This window comes from Neisseria lactamica (assembly GCF_901482445.1).
Lineage (GTDB): Bacteria > Pseudomonadota > Gammaproteobacteria > Burkholderiales > Neisseriaceae > Neisseria > Neisseria lactamica.
The window spans coordinates 2,095,920-2,121,088 of sequence record NZ_LR590477.1; the positions used below are offsets into that span (position 1 = coordinate 2,095,920).

General features: G+C 52.9%; 20 protein-coding genes and 1 pseudogene. 9 read left to right on the forward strand and 12 right to left on the reverse strand.

From position 1 onward, the window contains the following. Positions 1 to 110 precede the first annotated feature (110 nt). A complete protein-coding gene (smc, locus tag FGL10_RS11385) occupies positions 111 to 3,596 on the forward strand; it encodes a chromosome segregation protein SMC (protein ID WP_036475270.1) in 3,486 nt (1,161 codons plus the stop codon). A gap of 35 nt (positions 3,597 to 3,631) precedes the next feature. Here the strand turns inward: smc and FGL10_RS12235 are convergent. The 3 genes and pseudogenes from FGL10_RS12235 to FGL10_RS11395 all read right to left on the reverse strand — a co-directional run. Continuing rightward, positions 3,632 to 3,771, reverse strand: a pseudogene (locus FGL10_RS12235) (IS5/IS1182 family transposase); the annotation flags it as partial. 93 nt (positions 3,772 to 3,864) lie between these two features. Beyond that, positions 3,865 to 4,911: an alcohol dehydrogenase AdhP gene (gene adhP, locus FGL10_RS11390; protein ID WP_003711197.1), complete on the reverse strand. Its 1,047-nt coding sequence runs from the start codon at positions 4,909 to 4,911 to the stop codon at positions 3,865 to 3,867. Between the two features lie 435 nt (positions 4,912 to 5,346). Next, the gene (locus FGL10_RS11395) at positions 5,347 to 5,736 is read right to left on the reverse strand and encodes a type IV pilin protein (RefSeq protein WP_003709501.1); all 390 of its coding nucleotides are present in this window, start codon (positions 5,734 to 5,736) and stop codon (positions 5,347 to 5,349) included. Positions 5,737 to 5,961: 225 nt separating this feature from the next. On the opposite strand from FGL10_RS11395, the gene FGL10_RS11400 reads away from it, so the two are divergent. Both FGL10_RS11400 and FGL10_RS11405 read left to right on the forward strand, forming a co-directional pair. Next, positions 5,962 to 7,137: a MacA family efflux pump subunit gene (locus FGL10_RS11400; RefSeq protein WP_138251486.1), complete on the forward strand. Its 1,176-nt coding sequence runs from the start codon at positions 5,962 to 5,964 to the stop codon at positions 7,135 to 7,137. 70 nt (positions 7,138 to 7,207) lie between these two features. Then, complete coding sequence (locus FGL10_RS11405) at positions 7,208 to 9,142, forward strand: MacB family efflux pump subunit (protein WP_003709505.1); 1,935 nt, start codon at positions 7,208 to 7,210, stop codon at positions 9,140 to 9,142. Between the two features lie 95 nt (positions 9,143 to 9,237). Here the strand turns inward: FGL10_RS11405 and FGL10_RS11410 are convergent, their stop codons facing one another. After that, positions 9,238 to 10,020: a DsbC family protein gene (locus tag FGL10_RS11410; protein ID WP_003709507.1), complete on the reverse strand. Its 783-nt coding sequence runs from the start codon at positions 10,018 to 10,020 to the stop codon at positions 9,238 to 9,240. 257 nt (positions 10,021 to 10,277) lie between these two features. Here FGL10_RS11410 and FGL10_RS11415 point away from each other — a divergent pair, with 257 nt between their 5' ends. Next, positions 10,278 to 10,943, forward strand: a complete 666-nt coding sequence (locus FGL10_RS11415) for a hypothetical protein (protein ID WP_003709509.1) — start codon at positions 10,278 to 10,280, stop codon at positions 10,941 to 10,943. Positions 10,944 to 10,988: 45 nt separating this feature from the next. Continuing rightward, positions 10,989 to 13,178: a primosomal protein N' gene (locus FGL10_RS11420; RefSeq protein ID WP_003709515.1), complete on the forward strand. Its 2,190-nt coding sequence runs from the start codon at positions 10,989 to 10,991 to the stop codon at positions 13,176 to 13,178. A gap of 46 nt (positions 13,179 to 13,224) precedes the next feature. On the opposite strand, the gene FGL10_RS11425 is transcribed toward FGL10_RS11420, so the two are convergent. The 8 genes from FGL10_RS11425 to FGL10_RS11465 all read right to left on the reverse strand — a co-directional run bounded on the left by FGL10_RS11425 (position 13,225) and on the right by FGL10_RS11465 (position 23,184). Continuing rightward, positions 13,225 to 14,322 carry an NnrS family protein gene (locus FGL10_RS11425; protein ID WP_003709517.1) on the reverse strand — a complete coding sequence of 366 codons (1,098 nt, stop codon included), beginning with the start codon at positions 14,320 to 14,322 and terminating at the stop codon, positions 13,225 to 13,227. A 296-nt stretch (positions 14,323 to 14,618) separates the two neighbouring features. Next, a complete protein-coding gene (locus FGL10_RS11430; RefSeq protein WP_003703682.1) occupies positions 14,619 to 15,233 on the reverse strand; it encodes a CadD family cadmium resistance transporter in 615 nt (204 codons plus the stop codon). A 285-nt stretch (positions 15,234 to 15,518) separates the two neighbouring features. Then, positions 15,519 to 16,211 (reverse strand): ATP-binding cassette domain-containing protein, encoded by a 693-nt coding sequence (locus tag FGL10_RS11435; RefSeq protein WP_171007439.1) that lies wholly within the window; start codon positions 16,209 to 16,211, stop codon positions 15,519 to 15,521. Next, a complete protein-coding gene (locus FGL10_RS11440; RefSeq protein WP_003709524.1) occupies positions 16,211 to 17,008 on the reverse strand; it encodes an ABC transporter permease in 798 nt (265 codons plus the stop codon). The genes FGL10_RS11435 and FGL10_RS11440 overlap by 1 nt, the downstream gene beginning before the upstream one ends. 448 nt (positions 17,009 to 17,456) lie before the next feature. Next, positions 17,457 to 18,434, reverse strand: coding sequence for an ABC transporter substrate-binding protein (locus FGL10_RS11450; protein ID WP_003709528.1), 978 nt, complete (start codon positions 18,432 to 18,434; stop codon positions 17,457 to 17,459). 56 nt (positions 18,435 to 18,490) lie between these two features. Beyond that, a complete protein-coding gene (locus FGL10_RS11455) occupies positions 18,491 to 20,410 on the reverse strand; it encodes a TonB-dependent receptor (protein ID WP_036475273.1) in 1,920 nt (639 codons plus the stop codon). 365 nt (positions 20,411 to 20,775) lie between these two features. Beyond that, entirely contained in the window at positions 20,776 to 22,704 is a 1,929-nt protein-coding gene (dnaK, locus tag FGL10_RS11460; RefSeq protein WP_003709533.1) for a molecular chaperone DnaK, read from the reverse strand. A gap of 207 nt (positions 22,705 to 22,911) precedes the next feature. Further along, positions 22,912 to 23,184: a hypothetical protein gene (locus FGL10_RS11465; RefSeq protein ID WP_003709535.1), complete on the reverse strand. Its 273-nt coding sequence runs from the start codon at positions 23,182 to 23,184 to the stop codon at positions 22,912 to 22,914. 186 nt (positions 23,185 to 23,370) lie between these two features. Between FGL10_RS11465 and FGL10_RS11470 the strand changes: the two genes are divergently transcribed. The 4 genes from FGL10_RS11470 to FGL10_RS11480 all read left to right on the forward strand — a co-directional run bounded on the left by FGL10_RS11470 (position 23,371) and on the right by FGL10_RS11480 (position 25,150). Continuing rightward, positions 23,371 to 24,057, forward strand: a complete 687-nt coding sequence (locus FGL10_RS11470) for a S24 family peptidase (RefSeq protein WP_003712492.1) — start codon at positions 23,371 to 23,373, stop codon at positions 24,055 to 24,057. 130 nt (positions 24,058 to 24,187) lie between these two features. After that, on the forward strand, positions 24,188 to 24,526 hold the full coding sequence (gene erpA / locus FGL10_RS11475; RefSeq protein ID WP_002233615.1) for an iron-sulfur cluster insertion protein ErpA: 339 nt from the start codon (positions 24,188 to 24,190) through the stop codon (positions 24,524 to 24,526). 16 nt (positions 24,527 to 24,542) lie between these two features. Beyond that, positions 24,543 to 24,689: a hypothetical protein gene (locus tag FGL10_RS12240; RefSeq protein WP_003709540.1), complete on the forward strand. Its 147-nt coding sequence runs from the start codon at positions 24,543 to 24,545 to the stop codon at positions 24,687 to 24,689. Then, positions 24,686 to 25,150, forward strand: a complete 465-nt coding sequence (locus FGL10_RS11480; protein ID WP_003709542.1) for a hypothetical protein — start codon at positions 24,686 to 24,688, stop codon at positions 25,148 to 25,150. The genes FGL10_RS12240 and FGL10_RS11480 overlap by 4 nt, the downstream gene beginning before the upstream one ends. Positions 25,151 to 25,169: the final 19 nt, after the last annotated feature.

The window sequence follows — 25,169 nt, forward strand, 5'->3', positions numbered from 1 at the left end:
AGACGGCATCGCGCGGGTGCGGGATGCGGTAAGGTTTTGCCGGCAAGATATGGGGTGTGGCGGCGGGATTTCCGTTAAAATACGCTTCTTTTTTATTTTTTCCGACCATTATGCGCCTGACCCACATCAAACTCTCCGGCTTCAAATCTTTTACCGACCCGACCACGATTCATGTGCCGGGGCAGCTTGTCGCGGTTATCGGGCCGAACGGCTGCGGCAAGTCGAATGTGATTGACGCGGTGCGCTGGGTGCTGGGTGAGGCTTCGGCGAAGCAGCTTCGCGGCGAGAGTATGCAGGACGTGATTTTTAACGGTGCGGCAACGCGCCGTCCTGCGCCGAGGGCTTCGGTGGAGCTGGTGTTTGACAACAGCGACCACAGTTTGCAGGGGGCGTGGGGACAGTATGCCGAGGTGAGCATCAAGCGGCAGCTGACGCGTCAGGGCGAATCGACTTATTTCATCAACAATCAGACCGTGCGCCGCCGCGACATTACCGATTTGTTTCTGGGTACGGGCGTGGGTGCGCGCGGTTATGCCGTCATCGAACAGGGGATGATTTCGCGCATCATCGAAGCGCGGCCGGAGGAGTTGCGCGCCTATATCGAGGAGGCGGCGGGCGTGTCCAAATATAAGGAACGCCGCAAGGAGACGGAAGGCCGTCTGAAAGACACGCGCGAGCATTTGCAGCGTTTGGGCGATTTGCAGAACGAGTTGGCGCGTCAGGTGGAAAAGTTGGAGAAACAGGCGGAAACCGCCGAACGCTACAAATCCCTGACCGCACAGTTGAACCAGCAACAGGATTTGCTCGATTACGCCCAATGGCAGCAATCGCTTGCCGCCGCCGACAAGGCGACCGCGCAGCATCAGTCTTTGCAGGCGCAGCAGGACGAAACCGCCGCTCAGGTTCAGGCGTTAAACGACGAAGTACACGCCTTGCAGACTGCCGAACAGGCGCAGCAGCAGGCGGTACACGAATTGGGCAACAAACGCGGCGTGTTGCGCGAGCAGATAGCCCGTTTGGAAGAACAAATCCGCCACCGGCAAAACCTGCACCAACGTATCGAACGCGACAAGCAGGCGGCGCAGGCGCAGATGCAGCGCATCCATCAGGAGCAGCAGCAAATCCGCGTGCAGCTTGAAGAAAACGAGTTGCAGGTTGAAGAAAAGCAAACCGAGCTGGCGGAGTGGGCGATGCAGGTTGCTGAACACGAAGAGCGTCTGCCCGAATTGGAAGAAGCCCAAGCCACGCTCAACGCCGCCTTCCAAACCCGGCAGGATGAGGCAAACCGCATCCGCCGTGAACTGGCGTTGAAGCAGCAGCAGCTTGCCCATACCGGACAAACGATTGCCGGGCACGAAGAGCGCAAAGGCCGTCTGAAACAGGAAAACCAAGCCCTGAACCTGCCCGACGAAGCCGAAACCGCCGCCGCGCAGGAAGCCGCCGCCCTGTTGCAAAACCGGCAAGAGCATTACGAAGAACAAATCATCGCCGCCGAAGAAGCCTTACACGCCGCCCGCGAGGCGTTTCAGACGGCCTCAAACCGCTTCCAAAGCCTGAAGCAGCAACACATCACCTTGCAGGCGCAGCAGCAGGCGTTGTCGCAAATCCTGTCGCAACAGCAGGAAGCCGCCGACTTCTGGCAGGCAACCAGCCACGCCGCCGCGCCGCAACTGTGGCAGCACATCACCGCGCCCGCCGAGTGGCAGCACGCCCTGTCCGTCATCCTTGCCGAACGCCTGCACGCCCGCGCCGTGCCGCAAGGTTTCGTTCCCCCCGCGCCTTTGCCGCAGGGGCAGGCGGCATGGCTTTCAGACGACCTCTCAGGCGGCATCAAAAAATCCCTGCCCGTACAGGCATTGCTGAACCAAATCCAAGCGCAGCCACCGTTTCAGACGGCATTGCACCACTGGCTCGACGGCGTATTGTGCGCGCCCGATTTGAGCTATGCCCTCGCGCATCAAAACGATTTGGGCGCACACCAAATCTGGCTCACGCCCGAAGGTCATCAGGTCGACAAAGTCAGCGTCCTGCTCTATGCCAAGCCCGCGCAGGAAAGCCTGATTACCCAAAAAGCGCACCTCGACGGCATCGCATCCGAACTGGACAACCTAGCCCCCGAACTCTCCGCCGCCGAAGCCGCGTTCAAACAGGCGGAAGCCGCCGTGCGCTCGTCCGAAGTGCAGCACAAAAACCTGATGCAGCAACAACAGCAGCACACGCGCCAATACAGTCAGGCGCAGCAACGCGCCGCCGAACTTCTGGCGCGCACCAACCAAGGGCAAATCCGCCGCGAACACATCGAGCGCGAACTGGCGCAGTTGGCGGAAGAGCAGACCGTGTTGCAACACACGTCCGACGGGCTTTCAGACGACATCGCCATTTTGCAGGAAGCCGCCGCCGAACTCGAACACCAGCAGCAAACCGCCGCGCACAGCCGCCAAGAGCAGCAAGGTCGTCTGAAACAGGCGCAGCTTGCCCTGTTGGAAGCCAACCGCCAATACGGGCTTGCCGAAGTCGCCGTCCACAAGCTCAACCAGCAAAAACAAAATTACCGGCAGCAAATCGCCCAGCTTGAACAGCAAACCCTGGACTGGCAGGAACGCCAGCAAGAGCTTGCCCTCGCCTATGAAACCGAGTTCCAAAACGACGAGCAGCACATCAAGCTTGAAGAATTAAGCGAAGCCGTACAGACCTTGGACGAAGAATATATTGTTGTGCAAGAGAAACTCGCGCAGATCCAGGAACAGGGCAGGGAGCAATACGCTAAAGTGCAAACCCTGCAAACCAAGCTGCCGCAGCTTCAGGCCGCTACCCAAACCGCCCTGTTGCAGCAGCAGGAAGCCCTGATCAACGCCAAACGCTACCATCAAAACCTGACCGAACGCGCCGCCGATTTGGACGCGCTCGAAGCGTTGGCGAAAGAATCGCCGAAAGTATTGAACAGCAGCATCGGCAGCCTCACCCGGCAAATCGAAGCACTCGGCGCGGTCAACCTCGCCGCCCTGCAAGAACTCGAAGAAGCGCGCGAACGCGACGGCTACTACCGCAGCCAGAGCGAAGACGTGCAGGCAGCCATTACCCTTTTGGAAGAAGCCATCGCCCAAATCGACGACAAAACCAAAGCGCGTTTCAAAGAAACCTTCGATGCCGTCAACGGCAAAGTCCAAACCTTCTTCCCGACCCTGTTCGGCGGCGGCGAAGCCACCCTCAAAATGATAGGCGACGACCTCCTGACTGCGGGCGTGTCCATTATGGCGCGTCCGCCCGGCAAGAAAAACAGCACCATCCACCTCCTCTCCGGCGGCGAAAAAGCCCTTACCGCGATGAGCCTCGTGTTCGCCCTGTTCAGCCTCAACCCCGCTCCGTTCTGTCTTTTGGACGAAGTCGACGCTCCGCTGGACGATGCCAACACTTCGCGTTTCTGCAACCTGGTCAAAGAAATGTCGGCGCAAACCCAGTTCCTCTACATCTCCCACAACCGCCTGACGATGGAAATGGCGGAGCAGCTCGTCGGCGTAACGATGCAGGAAAAAGGCGTATCGCGCGTCGTTGCCGTGGACATCAAACAGGCGTTGGAAATGGCGGAATCCGTCTAAGCGGGTTGCAGAACGGTTGAATCTTGCCGTTTTTAATGACGTGTTGCGATACGGGTTTTCAGACGGTATAGTGAATTAAATTTAAACCGGTACAGCGTTGGCTCGCCTTGCCGTACTATTTGTACTGTCTGCGGCTCGCCGCCTTGTCCTGATTTAAATTTAATTCACTATATTTCAAACAGAACAGATTAAAATCAAATCCAAATCCATAAAAAATGCCGTCTGAACAGCGTTCAGACGGCATTTCGATGTGTACTGCCACGTCAAATCAGTGGTGATGGCCGCAGCCGCATTCTTTTTTCATATCGATCACCATACGGCCGGTGATTTTGCCTTCGCGCATTTCTTGGAAAATGGCGGGTGCTTCATCCAAAGCACGCAGTTGGACTTTGGGCACAACCAAACCTTCCGCGCCGAATTGGAAGGCTTCTTCCAAATCTTTGCGCGTGCCGACCAAAGAGCCGACCACTTCGATGCCGTCCAAAACCAAACGCGGGATGGACAAATCCATCGATTCCGGCGGCAGCCCGACGGCAACCACACGTCCGCCCGCGCGGACGCAATTCACGGCAGAGTTGAATGCGGCAGCAGATACGGCGGTTACGACCGCAGCGTGTACGCCGCCGGTTTTTTCCTGAATCACTTTAGCAGCGTCTTCTTTGGCGGCGTTGACAACCAAATCCGCGCCGGTTTCTTTGGCAAACGCCAGTTTGTCGTCGTTGATGTCGATGGCGACAACGTGCGCGCCGAATACTTTTTTCGCGTATTGGACACCCAGGTTGCCCAAACCGCCCGCGCCGTAAATTGCAATCCACTGTCCCGGGCGCACGCCGGAAACTTTAATGGCTTTGTAGCAGGTAACGCCGGCGCAGGTAATGCTGGATGCTTGGGCGGGGTCGAGACCGTCGGGGACTTTGACGGCGTAGTCCGCATTGACGATGCAGTGGGTCGCCATACCGCCGTCGGCGGTGTAGCCCGCGTTCAATACGGAACGGCACAGGGTTTCGCGGCCGGTATTGCAGTATTCGCAAGAGCCGCAGCTTTGGAACAGCCAGGCGATGCTGACGCGGTCGCCGACTTTCAGATTTTTCACACCGTCGGCAACTTCTTTAACCAAACCGATGCCCTCGTGTCCCAACACGCGGCCCGGTTTTTCGCCGTAGTCGCCTGCCGCAACGTGCAGGTCGGTGTGGCATACGCCGCAATATTCGACTTCGACCAATGCCTCGCCGTATTCCAACGGGCGAACCTCGCGTTCGACTACTTCCACATCGCCCGCTACATTTTTATTCACAACAACTGCCTGCATTTTCATGATTGCGCTCCTTAGTTACGGTAAAAAAACCTGTAAACGGAATGTTGTCCGATATATAGTGGATTAACAAAAATCAGGACAAGGCGACGAAGCCGCAGACAGTACAGATAGTACGAAACCGATTCACTTGGTGCTTGAGCACCTTAGAGAATCGTTCTCTTTGAGCTAAGGCGAGGCAACGCCGTACTGGTTTTTGTTAATCCACTATAAGGGTAAGCATACGCTTCCGCATCTTACAGGTCAAATGGTATGTTGTTGAAAAATATGGGTTATATGTTATACTATAACGGCTTGGAAAGGCGCGGCATCCGGGCGGTTGCCGGATAAGGGGCGGCAGGTTTTCAGTTTGAAAAAACCGGACGGGAAACCCGCAAAAATGCCGTCTGAACACAGCTTCAGACGGCATTTTTGCGGGTTTGCGGGTTCGGCGGAGGATCAGTCGAAGTCCGGGCAGGATTGTCCGTTGCCGGCGGCGGAAAGCGTGCCGCCGTCGTTGAGCGTGACGATGCAGGTTTCGCCTTCGTTGGTCGCCGGATCGGGGACGGCCTGAAGGGTGAAGTGGTCGGGGGTGACTTTGCTTAAGGTAATGTTGAAATATTTGTTTTGTTTCAGTTTTTTTGGGTCGTAGTTGTCAAACGTCCCTTTTTGGCGGTAGTAACGCTCCAAGTTTTGCGCGTTCATCAGCAGGGTGGATTTGACTTCCGACAGGCGGATGCGGCGGGTGTAGGCTTTATAAGAAGGGTAGGCGATGAGCGTCAGGATGCTGAGGATGGCGACGGCAATCAGCAGCTCGAGCAGCGTGAAGCCTTTTTGAACGTTTTTCATAGCAATGTGTTTCCATTTGTTTATCGGTCGGCGGCATTATAACGCCGTATCGGAAATGGCGGAATATGTAAACGGATTGAAATTTTCGGGAAAGCAGATTGTATAAGTCATTTAAAACAAATGGTTATTTTTATTGTCGGCAGTTTGCCGCCTTGGATGGGGCAGGGACTTGCGGTAGAATCCGCTTCCGATTTATGGGATTGGCGCATACAGAGAATTGAAAATATGGCAAAAATGATGAAATGGGCGGTTGTTGCGGCAGTCGCGGCGGCAGCGGTTTGGGGCGGATGGTCTTATCTGAAGCCCGAACCGCAGGCTTCTTATATTACGGAAACGGTCAGGCGCGGCGACATCATCCGGACGGTTTCTGCGACAGGTGAGATTTCACCGTCGAATCTGGTATCGGTCGGCGCGCAGGCATCGGGGCAGATTAAGAAACTTTATGTCAAACTCGGACAACAGGTCAAAAAGGGCGATTTGATTGCGGAAATCAATTCGACCTCGCAGACCAATACGCTCAATACGGAAAAATCCAAATTGGAAACGTATCAGGCGAAGCTGGTGTCGGCACAGATTGCATTGGGCAGCGCGGAGAAGAAATATAAGCGTCAGGCGGCGTTGTGGAAGGATGATGCGACCTCTAAAGAAGATTTGGAAAGCGCGCAGGATGCGCTTGCCGCCGCCAAAGCCAATGTTGCCGAGCTGAAGGCTCTAATCAGACAGAGCAAAATTTCCATCAATACCGCCGAGTCGGAATTGGGCTACACGCGCATTACCGCAACGATGGACGGCACGGTGGTGGCGATTCCCGTGGAAGAAGGGCAGACTGTGAACGCGGCGCAGTCCGCACCGACGATTATCCAGCTTGCCAATTTGGATATGATGTTGAACAAAATGCAGATTGCCGAGGGCGATATTACCAAGGTGAAGGCGGGGCAGGATATTTCGTTTATGATTTTGTCCGAACCGGATACGCCGATTAAGGCGAAGCTCGACAGCGTCGACCCCGGGCTGACCACGATGTCGTCGGGCGGCTACAACAGCAGTACGGATACGGCTTCCAATGCGGTCTACTATTATGCCCGTTCGTTTGTGCCCAATCCGGACGGCAAACTCGCCACGGGTATGACGACGCAGAATACGGTTGAAATCGACGGTGTGAAGAATGTGCTGATTATTCCGTCGCTGACCGTGAAAAATCGCGGCGGCAAGGCGTTCGTACGCGTGTTGGGTGCAGACGGCAAAGCAGTGGAGCGCGAAATCCGAACCGGTATGAAAGACAGTATGAATACCGAAGTGAAAAGCGGTTTGAAAGAGGGGGACAAAGTGGTCATCTCCGAAATGACCGCCGCCGAGCAACAGGAAAGCAGCGAACGCGCTATGGGCGGCCCGCCGCGCTGATAAACGAATATGCCGTCTGAACACGGAAACGGTTCCAGACGGCATTTATCATACTGATTGACGGAACATTATGAGCTTGATCGAATGTAAAAACATCAACCGCTATTTCGGCAGCGGCGAGAACCGCGTCCATATTTTGAAAAACATCAGCCTGTCGATAGAGAAGGGCGATTTTGTCGCCATCATCGGGCAGTCCGGTTCGGGCAAGTCCACGCTGATGAACATACTCGGCTGTTTGGATACCGCCGGTTCCGGTTCGTACCGAATCGACGGCATCGAAACTGCCAAAATGCAGCCTGACGAACTGGCGGCATTGCGCCGCGAACGCTTCGGTTTCATCTTCCAACGCTACAACCTCTTAAGCTCGCTGACCGCAAGGGACAACGTTGCGCTGCCGGCCGTGTATATGGGTATGGGCGGCAAAGAGCGTTCCGCGCGGGCGGAGAAGTTGTTGCAGGATTTGGGTTTGGCAAGTAAAGAGGGCAACAAGCCCGGCGAACTCTCGGGCGGACAGCAGCAGCGCGTCTCCATCGCCCGTGCCCTGATGAACGGCGGCGAAATCATCTTCGCCGACGAGCCGACCGGCGCGCTCGATACCGCCAGCGGCAAAAACGTGATGGAAATCATCCGCAGGCTGCACGAAGCGGGGCATACCGTCATTATGGTCACACACGACCCCGGCATTGCCGCCAACGCCAACCGCGTCATCGAAATCCGGGACGGCGAAATCATTTCCGACACCTCGAAAAATCCCGAAATCCCCGCAAGCAAGGTCGGGAGGATTCGGGAAAAAGCCTCGTGGTCGTTTTATTACGACCAGTTTGTCGAAGCCTTCAGAATGTCGGTGCAAGCAGTATTGGCGCACAAAATGCGTTCGCTTCTGACGATGCTGGGCATCATCATCGGTATCGCTTCGGTTGTCTCCGTCGTTGCATTGGGCAACGGTTCGCAGAAAAAAATCCTCGAAGACATCAGTTCGATGGGGACGAACACCATCAGCATCTTCCCCGGGCGCGGCTTCGGCGACAGGCGCAGCGGCAAAATCAGAACCCTGACCATAGACGACGCAAAAATCATCGCCAAACAAAGCTACGTTGCTTCCGCCACGCCTATGACTTCGAGCGGCGGCACGCTGACTTACCGCAATACCGACTTGACCGCTTCTTTGTACGGCGTGGGCGAACAATATTTCGACGTGCGCGGGCTGAAGCTGGAAACGGGGCGGCTGTTTGACGAAAACGATGTGAAAGAAGACGCGCAAGTCGTCGTCATCGACCAAAATGTTAAAGACAAACTCTTTGCGGATTCGGATCCGTTGGGTAAAACCATTTTGTTCAGGAAACGCCCCTTGACCGTCATCGGCGTGATGAAAAAAGACGAAAACGCTTTCGGCAATTCCGACGTGCTGATGCTTTGGTCGCCCTATACGACCGTGATGCACCAAATCACAGGCGAGAGCCACACCAACTCCATCACCGTTAAAATCAAAGACGATGCCAACACCCAAGTCGCCGAAAAAGGGTTGACCGAGCTGCTCAAAGCGCGGCACGGCACGGAAGATTTCTTTATGAACAACAGCGACAGCATCAGGCAGATGGTCGAAAGCACCACCGGCACGATGAAGCTGCTGATTTCCTCCATCGCCCTGATTTCATTGGTGGTCGGCGGCATCGGCGTGATGAACATTATGCTGGTGTCCGTTACCGAGCGCACCAAAGAAATCGGCATACGGATGGCAATCGGCGCGCGGCGCGGCAATATTTTGCAGCAGTTTTTGATTGAGGCGGTGTTAATCTGCGTCATCGGAGGCTTGGTCGGCGTAGGTTTGTCCGCCGCCGTCAGCCTCGTGTTCAACCACTTTGTAACCGACTTCCCGATGGACATTTCGGCGGCATCCGTTATCGGGGCGGTCGCCTGTTCGACCGGAATCGGCATCGCGTTCGGCTTTATGCCTGCCAATAAAGCAGCCAAACTCAATCCGATAGACGCATTGGCGCAGGATTGAGGTTGGAACAAAGATGCCGTCTGAAGCTGCCGCGACAGGCTTTAGACGGCATTTGAAAAAGGCTTGGAATTTTCCAAGCCTTTTTTGCGGATGGATTATTGATTTTTGCGGATGATTTCCTCCAGTTGGGGCATCGGGCTGTAGCCGCTTTGGCTGCGCCCGTTGGGGAAGACGAGGGTCGGCGTGCCGTTGAAGCCGAACTGTTCGCCCAAGGAAGTGGTTTCCGCGACGGGGTTGTCGCAGATGCTGCCGCCGGCCGGGAATTTGCCTTTACGCATCCAATCCGTCCACGCTTTGGCGCGGTCGGGCTGACACCATAAGATTTGCGCCTTGCGCGCGGCATCGGGGTGCAGGCCGGCAATGGGCATCATAAAGCTGTAAACCGTCACGTCGGTCATTTTTTCAAACTCGTGTTCCAGGCGTCTGCAGAACGGGCAGTCGGGGTCGGAGAAGACAGCGACTTTCAGCTTGCCGTTGCCGCGCACTTCTTTGATGGCTTTGTCCAAAGGCAGGGAGGCGAAGTCGATTTTGTTCAAATCTGCCATACGCTGTTCGGTGAGGTTTTTCCGGTTGTTGATGTCAATAAGTTCGCCGGAAAATAGATAATCGGCGTTTGCATCGGTGTAGATAATCTGCCTGCCGCTGACGACGACCTCGTAAATGCCTTTAACCGGTGTTTCGCTGACGCTCAACACTTTCAAATCTTGGGCGGAATAGATTTTTTCCAAACGCGCTTTCAAAGAGGCGGCAACGAATTTGCCGGCGGATTCGGCTTTGGCGGCGGGTTCGGCGTTGGCATTGGAAACGGGCGTTTGCCCGCACGCCAGCAGCGGGAGGACGGTAAAGGGGGTTAAGATTTTGATTAACTTGGTTTTCATATAAAGATGATTGCGCGTGTTGGAAAAGCGGCATTGTATCAAACCTCTGTTGCGCCTGCATTGCGCCGAGGCTCAATTTATCGTCTGAAAATAGCTTCCGGCTGTTAAAATACGCAAAAAAATGATTTGTCTGCCTGTATGATCTACCACCGTATCGCCGTAAACATATGGCTAAGCGGACTTCGGGCCGGTTTGAGGCCGTCTGAAAGATTTGCGGCGGGCAACTGAAAGATTTTATCGACATTTTGAGAGAAAAAATGAACCAACAAGAATACGCTGAATATCTGTTTAAGCTGCTGGGCGAAGAGCCGCAGGCAGCAGATAAATATAATGGCTGGGAGGATTATTTCTACGGTTTGTTTCAGGGGTTTATGCCCGACGGAGAAGGCGTGGCTGCGGTGTTTGAACCTTTGGAAAAGGGACAGGAATTGCTGGCGCGCATTATGCCTGTGTATCAAAACACTGCCGAACACAACCAAGAGATCCTCGACGGCGGCTATATTCCCGGCTATTTCTGCCCGCCTGCGCAAGATGAGGCAGAAGTGAGACAGACGGGTGAGCGTTTGTTGGAAGGGTTGCGCGAATTTGCCCGCTTTGTTGAAGACGAAGAGCTGATTGCAGCCTTGGCAGCGATTAAACAGATACGTTTTGGCGAGCCTGCGGAAGAGTTTAATGATACTCGGGACTTGTTTGGAGAAGCGTTTGATGAATGGCGGATTAGTAATACGGATTACAACAGCCCCGAACAAGTGTTGGACGAAGCCTATTATTCTATAAATTGCGATTATTACCTGTCCGCCTATCTGCAATATCCGCTTTACCGCACCAAGCCCGACAGCGATTTTCTCCGTCCTTATTTCGATTTGTGGAAACAGGGTTACGGCTTTACTTTGGATAAAGACTGTTTATATTTGTGCAAATAGCTTCCGTTTTTTCAGACGGTCTCAAACCATTTGTCCGACCACGCTATGATCTACCACCGCATCGCTGTAAACGTGCCGCTTTCAGACGGCCTTTTGACTTATTCCCATTCCGAGCCGCTGCCGCAGGGAATGCGGGTGCTTGTGCCTTTCCGCAATAAAACCGTTGTCGGTGTTGTGTGGGAAACGGATATTGCGCCCGATATGGATACGGCGCGGATTTTGAGCGTTCAGACGGCCTTTTCGGACGAACCGCCGCTGCCCGAAAGCTGGCGTGATTTGCTCTCGTTTACGTCGCGTTATTACCATTATCCGACCGGGCAGGCAGTGTTTGCCGCGCTGCCGCAGGGTTTGAAGGAAACGCGCGCGGTGGAAATGCCGCAGCCGCCCTTGTTTTACGCGCTGAACGAAGCGGGCAGGGCGCAAACGCCGCCGCCGGCGCGGTTCAACAAAAAAGCGGCTTTGTGGGACGCGCTGCTTTCGGGCGGAATGACGATGGCGGCGTTGAAGCAGGTAAACGCGCAGGCGGCGAAATTAATCGAAGATTGGGCGGAACAGGGTTGGATTGAAACGACGGAAGCGGCGAAGCCCGTTTTAAGGTCGTACCACGGGCAGGCTTCGCACTCTGAATTTGTGTTGAACGCCGGCCAGCGGCAGGCTTCCGATGCCATTCAGACGACATTGGGACGCTTCCAGCCGTTTCTGCTGTACGGCATCACCGGCAGCGGCAAGACCGAGGTGTATTTTGATGCGATGGCGAAAGTGTTGGCGCAGGGGCGGCAGGTGTTGTTTCTGTTGCCCGAAATCAACCTCACGCCGCAGCTTTTGAAGCGGGTGGAAAACCGTTTTGCCGACGTGCCGACTGCCGTGTTGCACAGCCGGATGGCGGCAGGCAGGCGTACGCAGGATTATCTGCGCGCGATGTTAGGGCAGGCGAAGCTGGTGATCGGTACGCGGCTGGCGGTGTTCACGCCGATGGATGATGTCGGGCTGATTGTGGTCGATGAGGAACACGACGGCTCGTTCAAACAAGACAACGAATTGCGCTACCACGCCCGCGATTTGGCGGTGTGGCGGGCGAAGCAGAGCGGCTGCCCGATCATATTGGGAAGTGCCACGCCCAGCTTGGAGAGCTGGCACAAGGCGCAAAGCGGCGCGTACCGCCTGCTGCAACTGACCGAGCGCGCCCATACCGCCGCGCAACTGCCGCAAGTGGGCATCCTCAACGTAGGCCGTCTGAAACTTGACAACGGCTTCTCGCCGCAAGCCTTGCAGCTTTTGAAACAGAATTTTGAAGCGGGCGGTATGTCGCTGGTGTACCTCAACCGGCGCGGTTTCGCGCCCGCGCTGTTTTGCGGCGACTGCGGCCATACCTTCGGCTGCCCGAACTGTTCCGCCAAAATGGTGCTGCACCAACGCGCCCGCCAACTGCGATGCCACCACTGCGATCACCGCGAACCCATCCCGTTCAAATGCCCCGACTGCGGCAACCAAGACCTGACCGCCGTCGGCCACGGCACACAGCGCGTCGAAGAAACCCTGCGCGCCTTCTTGCCCAAGGCTGCCGTCGTCCGTGTTGACAGGGACAGCACCGCGCACAAAAACGACTGGGCGGATTTGTACCGCCGCATCGCCGACAACAAAATCGACATTTTGGTCGGCACGCAGATGCTCGCCAAAGGGCATGATTTCGCGCGGCTCAACCTCGTTATCGTGTTGAACGCCGACGGCAGCCTGTACAGCGCGGACTTTCGCGCGCCGGAAAGGCTGTTCGCCGAGCTGATGCAGGTGTCCGGCAGGGCGGGGCGCGCCGACAAACCCGGCAAGGTGTTGATACAGACCCAACTGCCCGAACATCCCGTTTTTGCCGCCGTCAAAGCGCAGGACTACGCCGTGTTTGCCGAAAACGAATTGAACGAGCGGCAAATGTTCGCGATGCCGCCCTTCGGTTTTCAGACCGCCGTCCGCGCCGACGCGCCGCGCGTTGCCGATGCGATGGAATTTCTCAACGCCGCCAAAGAAACCCTTGCCCCGCTGTTGCCCGAAAGCGTTTCCCAGTTTGGTGCCGCTCCGATGCTGATGGTGCGCCTCGCCGAACGCGAACGCGCGCAAATCTTCCTCGAATCGACATCCCGACAGGATTTGCACCGCGCCGTGAGTTTGTGGGTGCAGGTGTTGCAGCAAAACCGCGACGGCAAAATCAGATGGTCGGTGGATGTCGATCCGCAGGAGGCTTGATTATCGGCAATACGATGCCGTCTGAAAACCGTTTCAGACGGCATTTTTATTCCGGATCGTCTGTAAACGCGTTCGCTCGAAAAATCGGTACGAATGTCAGCAGGTAAAGCACGAACACGGCGGCGGTCAGAATCGCGGGGACAGTGATGAAGAATATCGGGTTCACGTTCATTAAAACAGCGCGCGAGACGGCGGCGGCAAAGAGGATGGGGACGGCGATGCGGCAGAGTTTGGGGTAGTCGAGCTTGGTAAAGCCGCTGTGCCACAGTCCGGCAGTCAGCCACACCATCATCACGCCGCCCATCATGCCGCTGAGGGTAATCAGGTGCATGGGCGCGGAGGCGGGCAGGTTTTGCAATTTCGCCGCGCCTGTCCACAGATAGCCTGCCGCGGCAAAGAGCTGGAGCAGGTAATAAGTGCGGACGTAGTGTTTGCGCAGGAGTTCGTGATGGTGAAGCTCACGCAGCTTGGCAAGCAGGATGAAGCCGACGGCGAGCGCGGTAAAACCGGCGGTTTGCGCAGGCAGCCAAAGTTCGGCGGCGGCGTGCAGCAGCAGGAAGGTGATGGCGATGTTTTTATAGACGGCGTTGGGGATGAATACGGGGTCTTTCAGACGGCATTCTTTCAACGCTTCCGCACCCAGCAAAACACTCACGCGTATGGAAACAAACATCACCGCCGCCATATTCAGATGCACTTGCGCACGCAACAGGTTCAAATCGCCGCTGACGGCATAGGCCGTCTGAAAAACTGTGAACGCGGCAAGCAGCATCAAGAGGGCGAAGTTGTCCGTGTTGCGGTCAAGCCAAATCAGCCAAGCACAGAACAGCAGCAATACCAGCCAATAGGCGGCAACGAAAAATGCGGCAAGTTGCGGTAAAAACGGCAATAAAACAGCCGCAACAAGCAACAACACCGCCATCAAAGTAGCGGCAGGTTTCAGGTTGCCCGAAAAACCTGTCCAATCCAACAAAGCCGCAGTCAAAAAACCGCCGTATGCCGCCGGCAGCATAAGTTCCAAGAAAATTTGGCGGTGCAGGACGATGGCGCCGGGGCTGATGAAAAACACCGACGCGCCGAGTACGGCAAGCACCGCCGCACCGACGAAAAACGGGCGCATAGGGTGGGTAAAAAATTTATTCATCGCTTGGCTTGATTCTGTATGAAGATGCTTTCGGGTATGGATTTATTGGGCGGACAGGACCGTATCTTTTGTTGAAGAGGCAAGCCTGCGGTTTGCTTGCCCTCTCCCTAACCCTCTCCCACAGGGAGAGGGAATCGGGCTGTCGAGTCCGAGCATTCTCAGGTTTACCTGCCATCTAATTCCCAATCCTACGCGCCCTCTGATTTTCAGCAACCTGCTCCCCTCTCCCTGTGGGAGAGAGTTAGGGAGAGGGCAACGAACCGCAAGGTTCGTCAGATACTCAATGCCCGTATCATTCATATTATTGATATTATTGTTCGAATTGTATTATTTTCAATAATAATAAATAACCCTAAACCAATATAAATAACAGCCATTATCCAACGACTAAACTTCTCTACGATTTCACCAACACCTGAAATATTAGCCAATCTTTGTGCTGTATATACTAAAACAAAAATCAATATTAAAAATACAAGAAGAGTAACTAATAAGTCGACAAGATCTAAAGTCACAAAGTAAGGAACAAAAAGTCCAATATTATCTGCACCACAACTAGCAACTGTAACCAAAGCAACAATACCGACTAATTTTGACAACCCTTTTTCATCCAATTCTTTTTTAGCTCTTTTTTCGCCCTCACAATCGTCGTAAATAGCAACTTTAATACCTAAGTAAATCGGTATTAAACCTAATAAACCCAACACCCATTTTTCCGGAACATAATTTAAAACAAAAGCTAGAAATAAACTAACTAATATTAAAATTACAGAACCTAAATATTGTCCGATATAAATATCTCGATATTCTTTTCTAGTATTTGCTCTAGCAAAAAATATTAATAGTATTACCAACAAATCTACTGCTGTAGCAATATATAAAACAGCAGCAGTAATCACAGTCGAAAACATAAAGCACCTCATAATGAATCCCCTGCCCCCTTGGCACCACGGCTTTTTCAAAAACCGAGTCGCGTTCGGATAACAGATTCGTACCTTTCGCCGAAGAGGCAAGCCTACGGCTTACTTGCCCTCCCCCACGGGGCGAGGGGAATTGGGTTGTCAAACCCGAACATTTTCAGGTTTGCCTGCCATCCGATTCTCAATTCTACGGTTCTCTGATTTTCAGCAACCTGTTCCCCTCTCCCTGTGGGAGAGGGTTAGGGAGAGGGCGATTCGTCAGACACTCAAATCCCATCACTCATAATAATGAATCCCCTGAAACTCCCTTGCCACCACGCCTTCTTCAAAAGCCGAATCGCGTTCGGACAGCGGTGTGGGCAGGGTCATCACGTTTTGCACGTTCATGCCCTTAGTGGAAAGCAGCATGATTTCATGGCTCAGGCGTGAGGCTTCAAAGCGGTCGTGTGTTACCAGCATACACGCCATAGTCTGCCGCTCGATTTTTTCCACCAGCATGGCGACCAAAATATCGCGCAAATCGCGGTCCAAACCGACAAACGGCTCGTCCAGCAAGGCAAGGTCGCAGCCGCACAGCAGCAGGCGCAAAAACGCCACCCGTTTCGCCATACCGCCGGACAATTCGGTCGGATATTTGTTCAAATCGCCCGCAGTCAGCCCGACTTTCGCCGCCAGCGCGATGATTTCGCCTTCATCGGGTTTGTCCATAAAAATCGCGATATTCTGCATCGCGGTCAGGTTTTCCGGCAGGCGGTTTTCCTGAAACAGAAAACCCGTTTTGCGGAAAGTATTGCGTATCGTGCCCGATTTCGGCGTTTCCAAGCCCGCAATCAGCCGCAAAACCGTCGTCTTGCCGCAGCCGCTCGGCCCGAACAAGGCTTTCACTTCGCCGTGTTGCAGGTTCAAACTGAAATCGCGCACGATGGGGTCGCGGAGAATTTCAAAACGCACGTTTTCAAGACAGAGCATCATCTTCTCCACGGCATAAACAAAATTTCCAAAGGCTTGGTAATCAGGTATTCAAACAGCGACACAAACACGATGACCAGCACCACATAAGCCATCACCGTCGAAGTCTCCAGCATCGCCCTCGCGTCCGCGATCCGCGCGCCCACGCCTTCGCTCGCGCCCAAGAGTTCCGCCATAATCACCACTTTCACCCCCATCGCCACCGCCACGCCGATGCTGGAAATCACATAGCCTGTCAGATGCGGGATATACAGATAGCGGATTTTTTTCAGACGGCCTAATTTATAAGCGTCAAACAATTCCTCATGCTGCTTGTTCACGCTCGCCATCCCGACTGCCGCACTCGCAAACGTCAGCGGCGCAACCAGCACAATGATGGTAAACAACACGCTCGGATTGCCGAAACCGAACCAAAACAACGCCATCACCACCCAAATAATCGGCGGCATCGCCAACAAAACCGTAATCACAGGCTTGAGCAACGCCATCGCCGTCTTAAAACTTCCCGCTACCAGCCCCGCCGCCAATCCTGCTACCAAAGCAACCGAAATCCCCACCACCGACCGCCACAGCGAAATCCCGATTTCGTTTTCCTGAAAATGTTTCAATAAATCCAAAGACTTTTGAAATACCTCCACCGGCGCAGGCAGCATAAACCCACCGAACACGGCACTGCCCCACGCCCACAACGCCACCACCACCATCGCCACACTCAGACCGGCAAAGCCGCTCCAAAGGTAGTCGATGATGTAAAACAGCGCAGGCTGCGGTTTACGGATTTTGTCGGTTTTAATCATGGTTTGGGGTGTTGGTTTGTCGTTATGTTTTGGCAAGGATAGGTCGTCTGAAAAATCAGTTATCAGGATACTCGTATCCGACAGTTTGTTCAGCTATGCCGTAAAGTCGGATGCCGGAGTCTGACCCACGGTTACCACCCGCCGTCATTCCCGCGCAGGCGGGAATCCAGTCGTAGATACTGCAGGAATGTTTTAAATTGCAGCAACATTAAACCTCTGGATTCCCGCCTGCGCGGGAATGACGGCTTTTTGTGTACTGTTCTGACTATTATCTGATAGGCCGTCTGAAAAGAGTAGATCGGATACTCGTATCCGACAGCCCCGTTTAGCCGAAATATCGGATTCAAGAATCTGATCTACGCTGCTGATAATGTCCTTATAGCCCGTCTGAAAATGACAAGTCAGATTTCATGGCTACTTTACTATTTTCAGACGGCCTCTTCTCCTTTTAAGCCAAGAAGAACCCGTTATCCGGCAGCTTGCCGCCCAGAAGTTTCGGGTTGAACTGCATCAGGATTTCGTAAAACTTCAAAATCTCGTTTTTCACTTCGCTGCCTTTGCTTACCGTCAGCCGCGCGCCGTCCAAGCCCATGACTAGGGCGGGTTCGGGGGCGGGGAGGTAGTTTTTGCCGATTTTCGCCGCGCTTTGGCGGTTGGCCAGTATCCAGTTGAGCGCGTTTTTCAAATCCTGATGGAAGAGTTCGAACTGCGCTTTGTGCGCGTGGAAATATTCTTCGTTGGCGATGATGCCTGCCATCGGAATCAGCGGTTTGGTGTCAAACGCCTGCCCCCACGCCTTCACCAAATCAAAACCGCGCACGACGTTTACGCCCATTGTTTTGCCTTTAAGCAGGCTGGCGGTTGCCATCGGTTCGGGCAGGATGGCGGCGTGGTACTCCTTGCTCAAAAACAGTCCCACCGCTTCGGGCGGCGTGGCGGTGTAGGTGATGCCGACTTTGTGCGCGTCGATTTTCAGTTTTTTCAACAAGGCTTGCAGCACGATGTCGGGCATATCGTTTTTAAACGGCACGAGGATTTTTTTGCCGACCAAGTCCTGCGGCGAGGCAATCGCGCTGCCTTTGCACATCAGCTGCGTGATGCCGTTGGTCAAAATATTCACCATGCCGACTTTCTGCCCTTGGTTGCGCAGGTTTACACCGACATTGCTCGGACTCATCATCACTTTAAATTGTCCGCTCGCTACGCCCGCGCGCAGTTGGTCGGGCGAACGCCAGATTTTCAGCGATACGTCCGCCTGTTTCGCCAGCTTGCCCTGCAACGCCGCTACGGCAATGGTTACGCTGGGCATCGCCGGTGCGCCGTACACGGTAAATTGTTCTTTACCTGCAGCCAACAATGAAGGCGAAACGCCTGCGGCTGCCAGCGCGGTGGTCATTTTTAAGAAATCACGTCTTTTCAGTTCCATTTTTTATCTCCTAATTCTTAATAAGCCGGTGCGGCATTTTTTCAGACGGCATGATTTTAAAACGCCGCGTGCAAACTCAACCAATATGTCCTGCCCGGTGCATACACCACGCTGGGCGACAGGGCGAGGACGTGGTCGCCGCTGATGTGTTCGGCGTATTTTTTGTTGAATACGTTGTTCACGCCCAAGCGCAAGCCGTATTTGTCTTTGATGTTCATGCCGGCATACACGTCGGCAACGGTAAAGCCTTTGGCGGCTTCGCGTTTGTCTATGCCCAGACCGCTTGCCATATCAAAATTGCCGCGCGTTTGTTTGGCGACAAAGCGTGTTGCCGCGCCGATGTTGTAACTGCCGTGGGCAAAGTAGTTTTTGTAGTCGGCTTGGACGGCGGCTTCAAACGGACGGATTTGATAGAGCGGCCTGCCGTCGGTTTCGTTGTGTCCGTAGTTGTAGGCGGCTTTGATGCCTGCGGCCCAATGCGGATTGAAGTTGTAACGCGCGTAGGCCTGCGCGGTAATGAGGCGTGCGTCCACGTTGCGTGTGATGATGCCGCCGCCGTTGGATGAAATACCGCTTTGTCCGTGTGCGCGGTCAAAAATAATCAGGTCTTTGACTTTGTCCGCCACAAGCGTGCCGCCCACGTTCCATCCCGCGCCTGCGAGCGAGTTCATATAGCCGTTGTAGTAGTCGTTGCGGCTGTCGGCGGTGAGCTTGATGCGGTTGTGTTTTTCGTTTTTCAGCAGGGGATTGCCCACGATAGCGGCGGCCGGTTTGGAATCTGTTAACGCGCCGTTCGTACGGTTTTGCATGATGGCGGCAAGCGAGTTGAAGCGTTCGGTGTTGTCGCCGATGCGTTCCAAATGTGCGAGGGAAATGCTGTATTTTTGCGTTTCAGACGGCGTGAAATCGTATTTGAGTTCGCCCGACAAAGCACGACGGCGCACTTTGCCGTTGAAGTCGTAGCCGTAATGGGTTTTCCAGATTTGTTGTGATGAGGCGAAGGAAAAACCGGGTTTTATTGGGTTTTCAGGCTGTGCCGTATTTTTGCGTACGTCCGCTTCGTTGAGTTCGTAGCTTAAGCCCAAGCCCAGTTTGTGTTGGTCGTCAAACTTGTAAGACAAGGTATCGGCAATGCGCCAGCGGTCGATGTGCACATCGGCGAAACGGTAGCCGTTGAGGAAGTCGCGCATGGGAGTGTGGGCGTTGCGCTCGCCGTTTTGGCTGTCATTGCGGTAGCTGACGGCGGCGGTGTTGTGGAACTTGCCGAAATCCGCGTCGTGTTTGAGCGAGAAATCATACACTTTGCGGTCAAGCTCTACGAACACTTTCTGCTGCGTATTGTTTTGACGCAGGGAGTAATTGTCGGCGCGGCGTTTGAGTTTGATGATACCTGCTTCCGCGCTGACCGTATTGCTTAAATCGGCATTGCCCCAACGTGCGTTGAGTTTGGAGATGTGGCGTTCGGTGTCCAATGCGTCGTTGACGAACTGCGGTTGGCGGTCGTTGTTGATGTCGTCGTGCAGATAAGTGAGGCGGTATTCTTGATTTTCAGACGGCACGAAACCGAGTACCAAAGCCTGATTGAAGCGGCTGTATTTCCAATCGGTGTCGCGCCCGCCGCCATCTTTGTAGCCGTTTGCCTTGGTGTGATTGAGGTTGGCTACGCCGTATACCTTCGCCCCGCGTGCTTGCGCGGTAACGGAGTTGTAAAAGCTTTTGCCGTAAAAACCGCTGTTTGCCTTCAGCGGACGGAAGGCTTGGTCTATGTTTTCGGTAACAAAGTAATAATCGCTGCGGTCGGTGCGGTCGAATTGGTTTTCGGGGAAATAGCCTTGTGCGGCGGTCGGTGCAATCGGTTTGGGAGGGGAGAAGGTTTTGACGGATTGTATTTCTTCAGTATTTGCCGGTTGTTCTGCCCAAGACGGAGCAACGGAAAAAACGGTCATCAAAGCCCATAGGAGCGGATTTGGTTTCATTTTCATCCTTTGATAATAATTATTATTTATTATCCTATTAAAAAAATTTTAAGTAAACAAGAAAATGATATAAAAACGCCTAGAGCGTGATACATCGGTTGAAACTTGATTTTGGGAGCGTTGCGGCAGATTGATTTGGAACTGTTGCCATACTATCGTTTTTGCAGCAGCTGATAAAAAAAGCTGTATTTTAATAATCCGTTGATTACAACTATCTGTCAGGGAAAAGAAAATTATTTTTTCGGTTGGGTAGAAACCTATCCTATTAAATACCTTGAAGCCGAGTATGCCTGTCGGCACTGTATTAAAACACAGCCTAAAAAAGCGCGAACCGAACGGTTCGCGCTTTTTTCAGACGGCATCAATTATTTTTTGTCGTCTTTTACTTCGGTAAAGTCCGCATCGACCACGTCATCGTCTTTTTGGGATGATGCGTCCGCTTGCGCACCTTCGCCGGCTTGGGCTTCGGCTTGCGCTTGCGCGTAAACCATTTCGCCCAGTTTTTGGCTGGCTGCACCCAAAGCTTCGGCTTTGGCATCGATGGCGGCTTTGTCGTCGCCTTTAACTGCTTCTTCGGCTTCTTTCAACGCGGCTTCGATTTTTTCTTTCTCGGCTGCATCGAGTTTGTCGCCGTAGTCGGCCAAAGATTTTTTCACGGAGTGAATCAGGGCTTCGGCTTGGTTGCGGGAAGCGACCAATTCAGTCAGTTTTTTATCTTCCTCGGCATTGGCTTCGGCATCTTTCACCATGCGTTCGATTTCTTCTTCGCTCAAGCCTGAAGAACCTTGGATGGTGATGTTGGCGGCTTTGCCTGTGCCTTTGTCTTTGGCGGAAACGTGCAAGATACCGTTGGCGTCAATATCGAAGGTGACTTCGATTTGCGGCACACCGCGCGGTGCGGGTGCGATGTCGCCCAAGTTGAACTGCCCCAAAGATTTGTTGGCAGAAGCGCGTTCGCGTTCGCCTTGCAGTACGTGGATGGTTACTGCGCTTTGGTTGTCTTCGGCAGTAGAGAACACTTGAGACGCTTTAGTCGGAATAGTAGTGTTCTTTTGAATCAGCTTGGTCATCACACCGCCCATGGTTTCGATACCCAAAGACAGAGGGGTTACGTCCAGCAGCAATACGTCGCTGCGGCCGCCGCTTAACACTTCGCCTTGAATCGCTGCGCCTACGGCGACAGCTTCGTCAGGGTTCACGTCTTTGCGCGGCTCTTTGCCGAAGAAGTCTCTCACGGCTTCTTGTACTTTCGGCATACGGGACTGACCGCCGACCAAGATTACGTCGTCGATGTCGCCGGTGCTCAAGCCGGCATCTTTCAATGCGGTGCGGCAAGGCTCGATAGAGCGGGCAATCAGGTCTTCAACCAAGCTCTCGAATTTGGCGCGGGTAATTTTCATTGCCAAGTGTTTCGGACCGGTTGCATCCATCGTGATGTACGGCAGGTTGATTTCGGTTTGCTGGCCGCTGGACAATTCGATTTTGGCTTTTTCGGCAGCTTCTTTCAGGCGTTGCAATGCCATCACGTCTTGTTTCAAATCAATGCCTTGTTCTTTTTTAAACTCGTCAATGATGTAGTCGATCAAGCGTTGGTCGAAGTCTTCGCCGCCTAAGAAGGTATCGCCGTTGGTTGCCAATACTTCGAATTGTTTGTCGCCGTCGAGGTTGGCGATTTCGATGATGGAAATATCGAAGGTACCGCCGCCCAAGTCATATACGGCTACTTTGCGGTCTTTGTTGTCGCCTTTGTCCATACCGAATGCCAAAGCGGCAGCGGTCGGCTCGTTGATGATGCGTTTTACGTCCAAACCGGCGATGCGGCCTGCGTCTTTGGTGGCTTGGCGTTGGCTGTCGTTGAAGTAGGCGGGAACGGTAATCACGGCTTCGGTTACTTTCTCGCCCAGGTAAGCTTCGGCGGCTTCTTTCATTTTACGCAGGACTTCTGCGGAAATTTGAGGAGGAGACAGCTCTTTGCCTTGCGCTTTCACCCACGCGTCGCCGTTGTTGGCTTTGATGATTTCGAAAGGCATAGATTCGATGTCGCGTTGGACTTCTTTGTCTTCAAATTTATGACCGATCAAACGTTTGGCGGCGTAAATAGTGTTTTTAGCGTTGGTTACGGCTTGGCGTTTTGCAGGCGCGCCGACGAGAATTTCGCCGCCGTCCAGATAAGCGATGACGGATGGTGTGGTGCGTGCGCCTTCTGCGTTTTCAATCACTTTGGTTTGACCGTTTTCAGAAATGGCCAAACAAGAGTTGGTTGTACCTAAGTCGATACCGATTACTTTTGCCATGTGGATACTCCTATTTGATTTTGCTTATTTTGAGAAATATGTTGGAACATTTTGTCCCGATGGGCTGTAAATAGGGCGGGCGGCGGGCTGTTTCAAGCTACAGCATGGCTATAAGTATATAACTTTATGAATATATTGGTTTTATATTTGATTTAATACATTTGGCTCCAATGCATTCAAGCATAATATTTCAAATGGCAGGCAGGTTTATTCATAGACGATGCCGGCGAGCATTTCCTGTTCGTTCAAGTTGCCGTACTCTTTTTCCCAGTCGTGTGAAGACTCGATGATGTCGCATTCTTTGGAAAGGGAGACTTGTTCTGCATCCATATCTTTGGCGTTCAGCATGTTGAATTGTTCGCACAGGGATGCGGATAAAGTGATGTCGGGCTGTTTGGCTTCAGAACGGTTTTCTTGGAAGGCAAAGCAGAATGCGGTAAATGCCGCAGTATAGATAAGATATTTGCCGGTTTTCTTCATTTTTCTATCCTTTTTCTGTCAATTCAGGATTAAACCTATGGAAAATCTGAAAAATTATGTATTGAGTAATAAAAATCATAATTTAAGTTTAGTTTATCATAGTTGTTCCGTTTTTTGGATAGCTAAGGTAAAATATATTTCATGTTTACTTTAGATGATTGAATGAAGGGGAGCGGAAGGATATTTATGGAAACCTTTAAAGACAGACTGGTTTTTTTATGGAAAAGCGAAGCGAGGCAGGCAAAAATCGCATCCGATATTGAAATGACGATTGCGGGCTTTGGCAGAATATGGAATGAAGGCGGTCTGCCGAAGTCTGAAACATTGAAAAAAATTAAGCAGTTGAAGGGGTGTAGTATCGATTGGCTGCTGACGGGGGAGGGTAGTCCGTTTCCAGATGAAGCCCCAAAAAAATCCTTTGCTTACGATACCTTGGGCAATGAAGTCGATACGGACGAATTTGTCTTCGTGCCGAGATATGATATTCGTGCGGCAGCGGGATACGGGCAGTTTGTCGATCACGAAGAGCCTGTATTTACAATGGCGTTCAGACGGCATTGGATCGAGAACTACGTTACCTGCGATGTGAAAAACCTGTCTGTGATTTCCGTTAAGGGCGATTCTATGGAGGGGGTTTTGAATGACGGCGATTCGATTTTGGTCAACCATAGCGAGAATACGCCGAAGGACGGACTGTATGTTTTGCGGATTAATGAAAACCTGCTGGTCAAACGCCTGCAAATCGTCCCCGGCGGGATAATCAACGTTATTTCCGCCAACGAGGCTTACCCTGCTTTTGAAATTAATTTGAATCATCCTGCCGATGATGTGGAAATCATCGGGCGGGTCGAGTGGTTCGGCAGGGCGGTTTGAGTCCGGGGCTTGAAATCGGGAGCGGTCAAACTTATCTGTAAGGCAGTTCCTTTTCAGGGAACAAGCCCCCGCTTGCCTTTGCAAGGGGTTTGAGAGAGAATGCGGAAATATTATATTAAGGAATCACACCATGTCGGACGAAAGCCCTATTATCTTTACTGACAGCTGCTGTACGAAAGTTGCTGATTTGATTGCCGAAGAAAACAACCCCGATTTGAAATTGCGGGTTTTTGTCAACGGCGGCGGCTGCTCGGGTTTCCAGTACGGATTTACTTTTGATGAAATTAAAAACGACGACGATTTTGAAATCGAGAAAAACGGTTTGGTCTTTTTGGTCGATCCGATGAGCTATCAATATCTGGTTGGTGCGGAAATCGACTATACGGAAAGTTTGCAGGGTTCGCAATTCGTCATCCGCAATCCGAATGCGGAAACAACCTGCGGTTGCGGATCGTCGTTTTCCGTATAAACGACCGATTGGTGCGATGCCGTCTGAGCGTTCAGACGGCATTTTTACTTTTGGAAAATATATTATCGGGATGAATTCACATATAATCCGATTGTTTGAAGATGAATCGGGTTTCCCGAAAGGAACGGGCGGAACGGTATCAGGCGTATTTGTTCCCTTATGATTGAGATGAGTAAAGATTACCGAAATGATTTGTACGATGTATATGTTTCCTACCCGCCCCAAGTGGATCGCGGGCTTATCCGGGAGTGCCTCAGGGAGAATCTCGGCGAGGAAAAGGCGGAAGGATTGATCGAATCGCTCGATTCCAAACCTCAAGTGCTGGTTGAGGAAAAATGCACTTGGGCGAAACGGGAAGAGTTGCACGATTATTTCAGCTATTTGGGTTTGGATATTATTACCCGGAGATATATGGAGTTGGAAACGGTCGCGCCGCCTGAGGAAGGGGAGGGCGAAGGAGAAGGCGCGGATAGGGAAATGCCCGAATATCTTGAACTTCACGGCGGGCAGGAAGATGATATTCCCGCACCTTCGCAACCCGAACCGCCGCCCCGCAATATCAAACCGCTGGTTTTCGGGCTGCTGATTGCCTTTTTGAGCTATCTGCTCGGTAAGATTTTTTGATTGTCCGATAAATGCTGTA

Bases quoted from the DNA above. Each gene is read 5' to 3' on its own strand.
- smc (WP_036475270.1), top strand. From the start codon at position 111: ATGCGCCTGACCCACATCAAACTCTCCGGCTTCAAATCTTTTACCGAC.
- adhP (WP_003711197.1), bottom strand. From the start codon at position 4,911: ATGAAAATGCAGGCAGTTGTTGTGAATAAAAATGTAGCGGGCGATGTG.
- FGL10_RS11395 (WP_003709501.1), bottom strand. From the start codon at position 5,736: ATGAAAAACGTTCAAAAAGGCTTCACGCTGCTCGAGCTGCTGATTGCC.
- FGL10_RS11400 (WP_138251486.1), top strand. From the start codon at position 5,962: ATGGCAAAAATGATGAAATGGGCGGTTGTTGCGGCAGTCGCGGCGGCA.
- FGL10_RS11405 (WP_003709505.1), top strand. From the start codon at position 7,208: ATGAGCTTGATCGAATGTAAAAACATCAACCGCTATTTCGGCAGCGGC.
- FGL10_RS11410 (WP_003709507.1), bottom strand. From the start codon at position 10,020: ATGAAAACCAAGTTAATCAAAATCTTAACCCCCTTTACCGTCCTCCCG.
- FGL10_RS11415 (WP_003709509.1), top strand. From the start codon at position 10,278: ATGAACCAACAAGAATACGCTGAATATCTGTTTAAGCTGCTGGGCGAA.
- FGL10_RS11420 (WP_003709515.1), top strand. From the start codon at position 10,989: ATGATCTACCACCGCATCGCTGTAAACGTGCCGCTTTCAGACGGCCTT.
- FGL10_RS11425 (WP_003709517.1), bottom strand. From the start codon at position 14,322: ATGAATAAATTTTTTACCCACCCTATGCGCCCGTTTTTCGTCGGTGCG.
- FGL10_RS11430 (WP_003703682.1), bottom strand. From the start codon at position 15,233: ATGTTTTCGACTGTGATTACTGCTGCTGTTTTATATATTGCTACAGCA.
- FGL10_RS11435 (WP_171007439.1), bottom strand. From the start codon at position 16,211: ATGCTCTGTCTTGAAAACGTGCGTTTTGAAATTCTCCGCGACCCCATC.
- FGL10_RS11440 (WP_003709524.1), bottom strand. From the start codon at position 17,008: ATGATTAAAACCGACAAAATCCGTAAACCGCAGCCTGCGCTGTTTTAC.
- FGL10_RS11450 (WP_003709528.1), bottom strand. From the start codon at position 18,434: ATGGAACTGAAAAGACGTGATTTCTTAAAAATGACCACCGCGCTGGCA.
- FGL10_RS11455 (WP_036475273.1), bottom strand. From the start codon at position 20,410: ATGAAACCAAATCCGCTCCTATGGGCTTTGATGACCGTTTTTTCCGTT.
- dnaK (WP_003709533.1), bottom strand. From the start codon at position 22,704: ATGGCAAAAGTAATCGGTATCGACTTAGGTACAACCAACTCTTGTTTG.
- FGL10_RS11465 (WP_003709535.1), bottom strand. From the start codon at position 23,184: ATGAAGAAAACCGGCAAATATCTTATCTATACTGCGGCATTTACCGCA.
- FGL10_RS11470 (WP_003712492.1), top strand. From the start codon at position 23,371: ATGGAAACCTTTAAAGACAGACTGGTTTTTTTATGGAAAAGCGAAGCG.
- erpA (WP_002233615.1), top strand. From the start codon at position 24,188: ATGTCGGACGAAAGCCCTATTATCTTTACTGACAGCTGCTGTACGAAA.
- FGL10_RS12240 (WP_003709540.1), top strand. From the start codon at position 24,543: ATGCCGTCTGAGCGTTCAGACGGCATTTTTACTTTTGGAAAATATATT.
- FGL10_RS11480 (WP_003709542.1), top strand. From the start codon at position 24,686: ATGATTGAGATGAGTAAAGATTACCGAAATGATTTGTACGATGTATAT.